Raw genomic sequence first — 11,895 nt, forward strand, 5'->3', positions numbered from 1 at the left:
CACCTTCCTGATGATGAAATGACAAACCTTATCACTTTAGCAAATGTATCAAGTGTTCAGAAAGTGTTAATTCAATCACATTATTCATGTCTTATAACCGGATTATTGATAGTGGGCTAAGTTTATGATTTTCCGTACTAGAACACGTCAGATGAGTACATTTTGACGCAGTTTTTACGAGATTGAATTTGTAACATTGTGTATAGTTAAGCATCTTAATTGAGGGATGTAAGAAGCAAGATGCCAGAAATAAAACAGCTTTTTGAGAACAATTCCAAATGGTCTGAAGAAATTCGCTCTGAAAGACCTGAGTATTTTACAACGCTTGAAGAGGGTCAAAGCCCTGGTTTTCTATGGATAGGTTGTTCAGATAGCCGAGTTCCAGCCGAGCGCCTGACTGGCTTATATTCTGGAGAACTGTTTGTTCACCGAAACGTGGCCAACCAAGTGGTTCATACAGACCTAAACTGTCTATCTGTTGTTCAGTACGCAGTAGATGTGCTTAAAGTGAAACACATTATTGTCTGTGGTCACTACGGTTGTGGCGGTGTTAACGCGGCGATTGATAACCCGAAACTTGGTCTTATCAACAACTGGTTACTGCACATCCGTGACAATTACCTAAAATACCGCAAGCAAATCGAGGGGCTTCCTCGTGAACAATGGGGTGACAAGTTATGCGAAATTAACGTCGCAGAACAGGTTTATAACCTAGGTAACTCAACCATTATGCAAAATGCGTGGGAGCGTGGCCAAGACGTTGAAATCCATGGTGTGGTTTATGGTATTGGCGATGGCAAGCTACAGGACCTTGGCGTACGTTGCTCAAGTAACGATACTTTAGAGAACAGTCACTTAGATGCATTAAACAAGATCTTAACGACGCCTCTTCTTAGTCAACAAAGCTAACCCATTCCGTCATATATACAAAAAGCCCGCATCAAGCGGGCTTTTTAATGACTTCTAAACCACAAGCGTAATGATTACTCTTGAGGTACTACCTTACCGATGTACGGTAGGTGACGATATTTTTGTGCGTAGTCGATACCAACACCAACAACAAACTCGTCTGGGATCTCAAAACCAATCCATTTTGTATCGACAGTCACTTCACGGCGAGAAGGCTTGTCTAATAGCGTACAAATTTCGATAGACTTAGGACCACGTAGGCTTAGAATCTCTTTCACTTTAGTCAGCGTGTTACCCGTATCGATAATATCTTCTACAAGTAGAACATCTTTACCTTGGATATCATCATCAAGGTCTTTCAAAATACGAACATCACGTGAGCTTTCCATGCCGTTGCCGTAGCTAGACGCGGTCATGAAATCAACTTGGTGAGTTAAATCGATAGCACGAGCAAGATCTGCCATAAAGACAAAAGATCCACGCAATAAGCCAACTAAAACTAGATCTTCACTACCGTTGTAGTGTTCCGTGATCTGTTTGCCTAGTTCGTTCACTCGATCCTGAACTTCTTGCTCAGAGATCATGACTTCAACTGTATGCTTCATACTGCTCTCATTCTATTTGGTGATTGCGACGAATGTTGACAGTTTCGTCAGTTGTGTCGCTCAATTTTGTGCGTAAGTCTAGCACTGCTCAAATACCCACACCACCTTATGGTTCGAATTTACTGTCAGATTCTCAACGAAATGTGCGCTGGTGCCTTATCCAATACTCGTCTCCTTTCACATCAATGCTGATCACGCTTTATGTATCAAGTTTGATGTAACTGTCTATAAAACAAGCTGAAAGGATTGACCATTCGCATATGCACCATTACACTCATCTTGGCTTAAATAATAATAAAATCATTAATATAAAAATTTCGTTGGCAAGGAAAATAAAATGGACTCAATATCTAAGAGACCTAGAACTAGGCTTTCACCTTTAAAAAGAAAACTTCAATTGATGGAAATCGCTCTTGAGGTATTCTCTCGCCGCGGTATCGGTCGTGGTGGACACGCTGATATTGCAGACATCGCTCAGGTGTCTGTCGCAACTGTATTTAACTACTTCCCTACCCGTGAAGATCTGGTTGATGAAGTACTAAATCACGTTGTACGCCAATTCTCTAACTTCCTTTCAGACAATATCGATCTGGATATTCACGCAAAACAAAACCTACATAATATTGCGACTGAAATGGTGACGTTAGTGGCTCAAGATAGCCATTGGTTAAATGTGTGGTTCGAATGGAGCGCTTCGACTCGTGATGAAGTATGGCCGCTATTCGTAACAACGAACCGCACTAACCAAATGTTAGTACAAAACATGTTTAGCAAAGCGATTGAACGTGGCGAAGTTTGTGACGATCACGATCCTAAACATCTAGCCAATCTATTCCACGGCATTTGCTACTCGCTATTCATCCAAGCGAAACGTGTAGAAACGCCAGAAGAGCTTTCAAGCTTAACGGATAGCTATTTGAACATGCTGTGCATTTATAAATAGATTTGAAATTCGGTCTTCGAAAAAAACTTAGGGATTGGCGTATTGCGTCAATCCTTTTTTGTTTTTAGCACTCGCTCTTCGTATCCCGGAGCGCAGCGTACTCGCATCTCGGAGTGAAACGTTCCTGCGACTTACTTCAGACATAAAAAAGCCGCTGACAAATCAGCGGCTTTTAAAAACATTAGCGAGTGACTAAGAAAGAATTACTTCTTCTTTTTCACTGCTTTCTTATTTGGAAGGTCAGTGATTGAACCTTCGAATACTTCCGCAGCTAGACCAACAGACTCGTGTAGAGTTGGGTGAGCGTGGATAGTAAGTGCGATATCTTCTGCATCACAACCCATTTCGATCGCTAGGCCGATTTCGCCAAGAAGTTCACCACCGTTAGTACCAACAACAGCACCACCGATTACGCGATGAGTATCTTTATCGAAGATCATCTTAGTCACGCCGTCTGCACAGTCAGAAGCGATTGCACGACCAGAAGCAGCCCAAGGGAAAGTAGCAACTTCGTAATTGATGCCTTCAGCTTTCGCTTCTTTCTCAGTCTTACCTACCCAAGCAACTTCTGGCTCAGTGTACGCAATTGATGGGATTACTTTAGGGTCGAAGTAGTGCTTCTTACCAGAGATAACTTCAGCAGCTACGTGACCTTCATGCACACCTTTGTGAGCAAGCATTGGTTGACCAACAACATCACCGATCGCGTGGATGTGAGGAACATTAGTACGCATTTGCTTATCAACATTGATGAAACCACGCTCATCAACTTCGATACCCGCTTTTTCAGCGTCGATAAGTGCACCGTTTGGAACACGACCGATAGCAACAAGAACAGCATCGTAGCGTTCAGCTTCAGCTGGTGCTTTTTTGCCTTCCATTGAAACGTAGATACCGTCTTCTTTTGCTTCAACAGCAGTCACTTTAGTTTCAAGCATTAGCTTGAACTTGTTCTTAATGCGCTTAGTGAAAACTTTAACGATGTCTTTATCCGCAGCAGGGATAACTTGATCGAACATCTCTACAACTTCAACTTTAGAACCTAGAGAGTGGTAAACCGTACCCATCTCAAGACCGATGATACCGCCGCCCATGATAAGCAGTTTTTCAGGTACTTCGTTTAGTTCTAGTGCATCCGTAGAATCCCAAATACGTGGGTCTTCATGTGGGATGAAAGGAAGTTTGATTGGGCGAGAACCCGCAGCAATGATTGCGTTGTCGAAGTTAACAGTTGTTGCTTCGCCTTCGCCTTCAACAAGAATGCTGTTAGGACCAGTGAACTTACCGAAACCGTTAACAACAGTAACGTTACGCATCTTAGCCATACCGCCAAGACCGCCAGTTAGTTGATCAACTACTTTTTCTTTCCAGATACGGATCTTGTTGATGTCCGTTTGTGGCTCGCCGAATACAACGCCGTGCTCTGCCATCGCTTTAGCTTCTTCGATTACTTTAGAAACGTGAAGAAGTGCTTTTGATGGAATACAACCAACGTTTAGACATACACCACCAAGAGTGCTGTAACGTTCAACTAGTACTGTTTCTAGACCTAAATCCGCACAACGGAATGCCGCTGAGTAACCAGCAGGACCTGAACCAAGTACAACAACTTGGGCTTTAATTTCTTTGCTCATTGTGACCTCTTGTAGTCATTATCCCTAACAGGCTGAGTAGATGTTCTTAAAATTATTGGGCTTTCAAACAGGAAACATTTTACAGAGATGTTAACAGTGTGAAAGTAGCTTTAAGTTAGCCTGTGAGCTAGACAACAATTCCCCATCAGATTATGAGAAATGCAGGAAACTGTTCTCTAAAAATAGTCTTTATATAAAGAATTAAGGTGACCCGAAAGTCACCTTAATAATTACTTTCTCAATTACAGTACTAGACGACGAATGTCAGATAGTGCGCTGTTTAGGAAAGTAATGAAGCGTGCACCTTCAGCACCATCGATCACACGGTGGTCGTATGATAGAGACAGTGGAAGCTGTAGACGTGGTTGGAACTCTTTACCATTCCAAACTGGCTTAATTTCAGACTTAGATACACCTAGGATACCTACTTCTGGAGCATTTACGATTGGAGTAAATGCAGTGCCGCCAATACCACCAAGGCTAGAGATTGTGAAACAACCGCCTTGCATGTCTGCCGCTGTTAGCTTACCAGAACGTGCTTTCTTAGAAACAGCCATTAGCTCTTCAGATAGCTCGTAAATGCCTTTCTTGTTCACGTCTTTGAAGACAGGAACAACTAGACCGTTTGGTGTATCAACAGCGATACCCACGTTTACGTACTTCTTAAGAATGATGCTTTCGCCATCTTCAGAAAGAGAAGAGTTAAACGCTGGGAATGCTTCTAGCGCTTTAGCAACAGCTTTCATGATGAACACAAGTGGAGTGATCTTCATGCCAGTGTCTTTCTTCGCTTCGATTGCGTTCTGTTCTTTACGGAATGCTTCTAGCTCAGTGATGTCTGCGTTGTCCCATTGTGTAACGTGAGGGATCATTACCCAGTTACGGTGCAGGTTAGCACCAGAGATCTTCTTAATCTTAGAAAGCTTCTGAACTTCAGTTTCGCCGAACTTGCTGAAGTCAACTTTTGGCCATGGTAGTAGACCAAGAGCAGAACCGTCGCCGCCTTTGCCAGATGCAGCTGCACCAGACTCAAGACGCTTAAGTGCATCTTTAACGTAAGACTGAACGTCTTCTTTAAGGATACGGCTCTTACGACCAGTACCTTTAACCTTAGAAAGGTTAACGCCAAATTCACGAGCTAGACGACGAACTACTGGAGAAGCGTGCGCGTAGTCACCGTTCTCTTGGAAGTCGCCAGCTGCTGCTGCAGGTGCTTCTGCTTTAGGAGCAGGTGCCGCCGCTGGAGCTGCTGCTTGTGCTGGTGCTGCAACAGGAGCAGGAGCTGCGCCTTCAACCGGAGTGCCGGCCACGACGAAAGTCATGATTAGAGAGCCAGTTGACACTTTGTCGCCAGCTGCAATCTTGATCTCTTTTACTGTACCAGCGAATGGTGCAGGAACTTCCATTGAAGCTTTGTCGCCTTCAACAGTAATTAGAGATTGCTCTTCTTCTACTGTATCGCCAACCGCTACCATGATTTCAGTAACTTCTACTTCGTCACCACCGATATCAGGAACGTTTACTTCTTTTTCAGCTGATGCTGCTGGAGCCGCTGCAACTGGTGCAGCCGCCGCAGGAGCCGGAGCTGCTGCAGGTGCTGAACCAGCCACTTCGAATACCATTACTAGAGAACCAGTAGAAACTGAATCACCAGAAGCGATCTTGATTTCTTTAACGATACCAGCGAATGGTGCAGGAACTTCCATAGAAGCCTTATCGCCTTCAACAGTAAGAAGAGATTGCTCTTCTTCTACTGCGTCACCGATAGCAACCATGATTTCAGTTACTTCAACTTCATCACCGCCGATGTCTGGTACGTGAACTTCTTTAAGCTCAGCCGCCGCTGCAGGAGCTGCAGCAACTGGTGCCGCCGCTTCAACTGCTGGCGCAGCCGGTGCTGCAGCAGCACCTTCCGCAGGAGAGCCTGCCTCTTCAAAGATCATGATAAGAGAACCAGTAGAAACTGAATCGCCTTCAGCTACTTTGATTTCTTTAACGATACCCGCTTGAGACGCTGGAACTTCCATTGAAGCTTTGTCGCCTTCAACAGTGATCAGTGACTGCTCTTCTTCAACCTTGTCACCAACGTTTACAAGAATCTCAGTTACTTCAACCTCGTCAGCACCGATGTCTGGTACATTAATTTCGATTGTCATTGTATTTACCTACCTTAATGCCAGTCTTATGCGTATTGCGGGTTAGTTTTTTCAGTGTCGATATCGAACTTAGCAATTGCTTCAACAACTACTGATTTCTCGATGTCACCACGTTTAGCCAGTTCAGTTAGAGCTGCAACTACGATGTAGCCAGCGTTAACTTCGAAGTGACGACGTAGGTTTGCACGGCTGTCAGAGCGGCCGAAACCATCTGTACCAAGTACTTTGTAAGACTCAGTTGGCATGTACGCACGTACTTGCTCAGCGTAGTTCTTCATGTAGTCAGTCACTGCGATTGCAGGTTCTTTACCAAGAACAGTCGTGATGTACGGTACTTTCTCTTCAGCTTCTGGGTGAAGCATGTTGTCACGCTCTACCGCTTGGCCGTCACGAGTTAGTTCGTTGAACGACGTTACAGAGAATACGTCAGATGCTACGCCGTACTCTTCGCTTAGAATTTCAGCCGCTTTACGCGCTTCGTTCATGATAGTACCAGAGCTCATTAGTTGAACTTTGCCCTTAGCACCAGCGTGAGATTCAAGCTTGTAGATACCCTTACGGATGCCTTCTTCAGCGCCTTCTGGCATTGCTGGCATTGCGTAGTTCTCGTTCATTACTGTTAGGTAGTAGTAAACGTTCTCTTGCTCAGGACCGTACATGCGACGGATACCGTCTTGCATGATTACCGCTAGCTCGTAAGCGAACGTTGGGTCGTAAGAGATACAGTTCGGGATAGTGTTCGCTTGGATGTGCGAGTGACCATCTTCGTGCTGTAGACCTTCACCGTTCAGTGTTGTACGACCTGCAGTAGCACCTAGTAGGAAGCCACGAGCTTGTTGGTCGCCTGCTAGCCATGCCATGTCACCAATACGTTGGAAACCGAACATTGAGTAGTAGATGTAGAACGGGATCATCGGTAGATCGTTTGTGCTGTATGAAGTTGCAGCAGCAACCCATGAAGCCATAGAACCTAGTTCGTTGATACCTTCTTGAAGAACTTGACCAGACGTTGCTTCTTTGTAGTAAGAAACGATGCCTTTATCTTCAGGTGTGTATTCTTGACCGTGTGGGTTGTAGATACCAACCTGACGGAATAGACCTTCCATACCGAATGTACGAGCTTCATCACAGATGATAGGAACGATGTTCTTACCAATGTTCTTATCTTTAAGAAGGATGTTTAGCGTACGTACATAAGCCATAGTTGTAGAGATATCACGCTTCTGTTCACCTAGTAGAGGTGCGAATGCGTCTAGCTCAGGAACCTTGAACTCTTGAGTAAACTTAGGAAGACGTGCAGGTGTGTAACCGTGTAGAGCGTTACGACGAGCGTGCATGTATTCGTACTCAGGCGTACCTTCTTCCAATTTCAGGTAAGGAAGTTCAGCGATCTTCTCATCTGAAAGGATGTCTTCTAGGCCTAGGCGATCACGTAGGTGTTGAACATGAGTCATGTCCATTTTCTTAACACCGTGTGCAATGTTCTTACCTTCAGCTGCATCACCCATGCCGTAACCTTTAACAGTCTTAGCTAGGATTACAGTTGGCTTACCGTTTGTCTCTTTAGCATTGTTGAATGCAGCAAACAGTTTAGAAGAATCGTGACCACCACGCTTAAGAGCGAAAATTTCGTCATCAGTCATGTCTGCAACTAGTGCAGCTGTTTCTGGGTACTTACCAAAGAAGTGCTCACGTACGTATGCGCCATCTTTAGATTTGAATGTTTGGTAGTCACCATCGATAGTTTCGTTCATTAGTTGAAGAAGCTTACCAGTAGTGTCTTTAGCTAGTAGAGAATCCCAGTTGCTACCCCAGATAACTTTAACAACGTTCCAACCTGCACCTTTGAATAGGCCTTCAAGTTCTTGGATGATGCTACCGTTACCCATTACAGGGCCGTCTAGACGCTGTAGGTTACAGTTGATTAGGAAACATAGGTTGTCTAGCTTCTCACGCGCAGCGAAAGAGATAGCACCACGTGATTCTGGCTCATCCATCTCACCGTCACCTAGGAACGCGTATACGCGTTGCGCTGAAGTTTCTTTCAGGCCACGGCCGTCAAGGTACTTAAGGAAGCGCGCTTGGTAGATAGCAGAGATAGGGCCAAGACCCATAGATACTGTCGGGAACTGCCAGAACTCAGGCATCAGTTTCGGGTGCGGGTAAGAAGGGATACCTTTACCATCAACTTCTTGACGGAAGTTATCTAGCTGTTCTTCAGTTAGACGACCTTCAACGAATGCACGAGAGTAGATACCTGGAGAGATGTGACCTTGGTAGTAAACTAGATCGCCACCGTCTGTCTCGTTTGGAGCACGGAAGAAGTGGTTGAAACATACTTCGTAGAACGCTGCTGCTGACTGGTAAGAAGCCATGTGACCACCAAGGTCTAGGTCTTTCTTAGAAGCACGCAATACGATCATGATTGCGTTCCAGCGAATAATCGAACGAATACGACGCTCAAGAGTTACGTCACCAGGGTAAGCTGGCTCTTGTGCTGCTGGAATTGTGTTGATGTAGTTTGTGTTGATGCCTGTAGCCATATCAACACCATCTAAACGTGCTTTATCTAGAACTTGTTCTAGTAAAAACTGTGCACGTTCTACACCTTCTTCACGTACTACTGACTCAAGAGCTTCTAACCAATCTTGAGTTTCCAGAGCATCAACGTCATGCTTCATGTCAGACATGGCGATCTATCCTTTTTGTTAGTTGGATTCTACTAAACACGTAAAAAGCCGAAGTATTACGGCTATTTACCCTGTTGAATTCGACGTAGAGAACGTTCGCGGCGCGACTCTTCCTTCGTCAAATCCAGCAATGTTTCTTCGATGTAAGCTAAATGAGAGTGTGACATTTCACGTGCCTGTTCTGGCTGCCCTGAAACGATCGCATCCACAATGTTAGCTCGATGTATACTCACTTTCTCCACAACGTCTTTACGACGATGCAACAGCTTTAAATTCTCTAAGACGTTTTGTTCGAGTAACGGAGCCAAGCTACGAACAATGTGCAATAACACCACATTGTGCGCTGCCTCTGTTAAAGCAATAAGAAAAGCCATCACCGCTGCAGATTCGGCTTCAATATCACCCTTTTCTTGCGCGCCGTGAATTTTTTCTTGGCAGGCTTGAATACGAGCAAAGTCTTCATCGGTTCCACGCAATGCCGCGAAGTAAGCCGAAATCCCTTCCATCGCATGACGCGATTCCAACAAGTCTAGTTGGGTTTCAGAATGGGACGACAACAAATTAAGCAAAGGATCTGAAAAGCTTTTCCAGATATTTTCGCTAACAAACGTACCTCCACCTTGACGGCGAGTAAGCAAGCGTTTTGCTTCTAAACGTTGTATCGCTTCTCGGATCGAAGGACGAGACACATCGAACTGTTTCGCCAGTTCGCGCTCAGGCGGCAGCTGCTGCCCTGGAGCCAGTGTTCCTTCCACTATCAACCTTTCTAACTCTTGTTCGATAACATCGGAGAGTTTTGGCTGACGAATCCTTTGATAAGCCATAGTTTGTTGTTCTTCTTTTTCTTCGCTGACAATTGGTAATACCAATTTTAAGTTGGGCAGAAATTAACATAATTAAAACGCCACTGTCCAGCCTAAAATTGACCTGCATCATAGAATACAGCGTGAATTAACCATGATTTAACAAATGAAATTTAAAACAGCAACCAAATTGGTCTTACCATTTACAGGGGTAATACTTTTGGGGAGTGTTCGTGCTAGAAAGTTTCAGGATAAAAATGAATTGTTTCAGAAAGATTAGTGTCACTCGTTTAAAAATCGAACCAAGCGCACATTTAGGGTGGAAATTCTGTTCATAAGTTTTAATAAATGAGTGTTTGATAAGTTCGTCACACTCTCAATTTATTGATGCGCTTCTCTCCACCACTTTCTTTACATCGCAACAACAAAAATTCACAAGTCATTATGCTAGGCGTTGACTATTCAACGCCCGCCAGCGGTCAAGCCATCGTCAAAAACGGAGGCTTAAGCTTTGAGATTTTTTTTAAACTTCTGCCAATCGAACACCAAGCCAGGGTCAGTTTTACGCAGAGGCGCTATGTATTGATGGCCAGTGATACGTTCGCTGGTGATTTGAGGGAACGTCGATACGATAGTTTCTGTTAATTGGGCAAGCGCTTGATACTGCTGCTCAGTGTAAGCCACAAAGTCACTACCTTCCAGTTCAATACCAATCGAATAGTCATTGCACCTTTCACGCCCTGCAAAACTCGACTGGCCAGCATGCCAAGCTCGGTCTAAGAAAGAAACGAACTGCACCACTTCCCCATCGCGACGAATCAAACAGTGCGCCGATACGCCCATTTGGTGAATCACCTTAAAAAATGGATGTTCCGAAGCGTCGAGTTTACCCGTAAAAAATTGTTCGATGTAAGGCCCACCAAATTGCCCCGGAGGCAGGCTAATGTTATGAACCACCAGCAGCGAGATATCGTCGGCACTCGGTCGAGCATCAAAATACGGGGAAGGAACATGCCGAGCGTTGTCATACCATCCATTGGAGGTGATCGTCATCTTGGTCTCACTTTCGTTTCTGCTAGCACAATAAGATGTGACCTTGCCCATAGAGCAGTCGCGCTAGCCTCTTTAATTTGAAGTTAAGCAAGAGTATCATTCCATTCCCACTCCCTTTCAAGATTAGATTTGCGATGAAAAACACACATAACAGCCACCAACGCCTTGACTACTTAAAAGAGCAACTGCCTCTAGAGATCACTCGTGCAGTCGCTGAGACCATCAAAGAAGATCTAGGTGGAACGTTAGATCCAGCGGCTGATATTACGGCAAGTCTAATCCCTGCAGACGCAATCAACAGTGCAACCATTATTACCCGTGAGCACGGCGTGTTCTGCGGTAAAGCTTGGGCTGATGAAGTGTTCAAGCAACTGGGCGGTGAAGTGACTATCGAGTGGAATGTAGAAGATGGCGACAAAGTTGAACCAAACCAAACGCTTTGCACGCTAACTGGCCCAGCTCGCGCACTATTAACCGGTGAGCGTAACGCAATGAACTTCATTCAAACGCTATCTGGCTGTGCGACTACGACGGCTATCTACGCAGACAAAATCAAACACACTGAATGCCGCTTGTTAGATACTCGTAAAACAATTCCTGGCCTACGCAGCGCACTGAAATACGCGGTGGCTTGTGGTGGCGGTTTCAATCACCGTATTGGTGTTTTCGATGCTTACCTAATCAAAGAAAACCACATCATCGCTTGTGGTGGCATTGAGAAAGCTATCTCTACTGCAAAAGAGCTGAATCCAGGTAAACCAGTAGAAGTTGAAACCGAAAGCCTAGAAGAGTTAGAGCAAGCGATCAGCGCTGGCGCAGACATCATCATGCTAGACAACTTCACTACAGACATGATGCGTGAAGCTGTGAAAATCAACGCAGGACGTGCTGCGCTAGAAAACTCTGGTAACGTAACTTTAGATACCATTGCAGAGTTCGCTGAAACGGGTGTTGATTACATTTCGGTAGGCGCGCTAACTAAGCACCTAAAAGCAATGGATCTATCAATGAGATTCAAAGCGTAATTGACTGAATAATAAATAATTTCTATAAAGGCACTGTTTGTGACGGTACCTTTTTTATGGTTCATCGCGGCTTTCCG

At 44.7% G+C, this 11,895-nt stretch carries 9 protein-coding genes; 3 read left to right on the top strand and 6 right to left on the bottom strand.

The window, feature by feature from the left end; translation table 11 throughout:
- The first annotated feature begins 240 nt into the window (after positions 1-240).
- Positions 241-909, top strand: coding sequence for a carbonate dehydratase (gene can, locus AB4558_RS07180; RefSeq protein ID WP_017063246.1), 669 nt, complete (start codon positions 241-243; stop codon positions 907-909).
- 74 nt (positions 910-983) lie between these two features.
- On the opposite strand, the gene hpt is transcribed toward can, so the two are convergent.
- On the bottom strand, positions 984-1,514 hold the full coding sequence (gene hpt, locus AB4558_RS07185) for a hypoxanthine phosphoribosyltransferase (RefSeq protein ID WP_017059438.1): 531 nt from the start codon (positions 1,512-1,514) through the stop codon (positions 984-986).
- A 337-nt stretch (positions 1,515-1,851) separates the two neighbouring features.
- On the opposite strand from hpt, the gene AB4558_RS07190 reads away from it, so the two are divergent.
- Entirely contained in the window at positions 1,852-2,457 is a 606-nt protein-coding gene (locus AB4558_RS07190; RefSeq protein WP_019824386.1) for a LuxR/HapR/OpaR family quorum-sensing transcriptional regulator, read from the top strand.
- A gap of 203 nt (positions 2,458-2,660) precedes the next feature.
- On the opposite strand, the gene lpdA is transcribed toward AB4558_RS07190, so the two are convergent.
- From lpdA to ampD, 5 genes are all read right to left on the bottom strand, one after another.
- Entirely contained in the window at positions 2,661-4,091 is a 1,431-nt protein-coding gene (lpdA, locus tag AB4558_RS07195) for a dihydrolipoyl dehydrogenase (RefSeq protein WP_017059440.1), read from the bottom strand.
- 242 nt (positions 4,092-4,333) lie between these two features.
- Positions 4,334-6,247 (bottom strand): pyruvate dehydrogenase complex dihydrolipoyllysine-residue acetyltransferase, encoded by a 1,914-nt coding sequence (aceF, locus tag AB4558_RS07200; protein ID WP_372083291.1) that lies wholly within the window; start codon positions 6,245-6,247, stop codon positions 4,334-4,336.
- A gap of 26 nt (positions 6,248-6,273) precedes the next feature.
- Positions 6,274-8,937: a pyruvate dehydrogenase (acetyl-transferring), homodimeric type gene (gene aceE, locus AB4558_RS07205; RefSeq protein WP_017059442.1), complete on the bottom strand. Its 2,664-nt coding sequence runs from the start codon at positions 8,935-8,937 to the stop codon at positions 6,274-6,276.
- 62 nt (positions 8,938-8,999) lie between these two features.
- Positions 9,000-9,761: a pyruvate dehydrogenase complex transcriptional repressor PdhR gene (pdhR, locus tag AB4558_RS07210; RefSeq protein WP_017059443.1), complete on the bottom strand. Its 762-nt coding sequence runs from the start codon at positions 9,759-9,761 to the stop codon at positions 9,000-9,002.
- Positions 9,762-10,244: 483 nt separating this feature from the next.
- Positions 10,245-10,844: a 1,6-anhydro-N-acetylmuramyl-L-alanine amidase AmpD gene (ampD, locus tag AB4558_RS07215; RefSeq protein ID WP_372128073.1), complete on the bottom strand. Its 600-nt coding sequence runs from the start codon at positions 10,842-10,844 to the stop codon at positions 10,245-10,247.
- An 83-nt stretch (positions 10,845-10,927) separates the two neighbouring features.
- Between ampD and nadC the strand changes: the two genes are divergently transcribed.
- A complete protein-coding gene (nadC, locus tag AB4558_RS07220; protein ID WP_017065901.1) occupies positions 10,928-11,818 on the top strand; it encodes a carboxylating nicotinate-nucleotide diphosphorylase in 891 nt (296 codons plus the stop codon).
- Positions 11,819-11,895: the final 77 nt, after the last annotated feature.

It is taken from the genome of Vibrio sp. 10N.222.51.C5, from assembly GCF_041474575.1.
In the GTDB taxonomy this organism is placed as follows: domain Bacteria; phylum Pseudomonadota; class Gammaproteobacteria; order Enterobacterales; family Vibrionaceae; genus Vibrio; species Vibrio crassostreae_C.

Bases quoted from the DNA above. Each gene is read 5' to 3' on its own strand.
- can (WP_017063246.1), top strand. From the start codon at position 241: ATGCCAGAAATAAAACAGCTTTTTGAGAACAATTCCAAATGGTCTGAA.
- hpt (WP_017059438.1), bottom strand. From the start codon at position 1,514: ATGAAGCATACAGTTGAAGTCATGATCTCTGAGCAAGAAGTTCAGGAT.
- AB4558_RS07190 (WP_019824386.1), top strand. From the start codon at position 1,852: ATGGACTCAATATCTAAGAGACCTAGAACTAGGCTTTCACCTTTAAAA.
- lpdA (WP_017059440.1), bottom strand. From the start codon at position 4,091: ATGAGCAAAGAAATTAAAGCCCAAGTTGTTGTACTTGGTTCAGGTCCT.
- aceF (WP_372083291.1), bottom strand. From the start codon at position 6,247: ATGACAATCGAAATTAATGTACCAGACATCGGTGCTGACGAGGTTGAA.
- aceE (WP_017059442.1), bottom strand. From the start codon at position 8,937: ATGTCTGACATGAAGCATGACGTTGATGCTCTGGAAACTCAAGATTGG.
- pdhR (WP_017059443.1), bottom strand. From the start codon at position 9,761: ATGGCTTATCAAAGGATTCGTCAGCCAAAACTCTCCGATGTTATCGAA.
- ampD (WP_372128073.1), bottom strand. From the start codon at position 10,844: ATGGGCAAGGTCACATCTTATTGTGCTAGCAGAAACGAAAGTGAGACC.
- nadC (WP_017065901.1), top strand. From the start codon at position 10,928: ATGAAAAACACACATAACAGCCACCAACGCCTTGACTACTTAAAAGAG.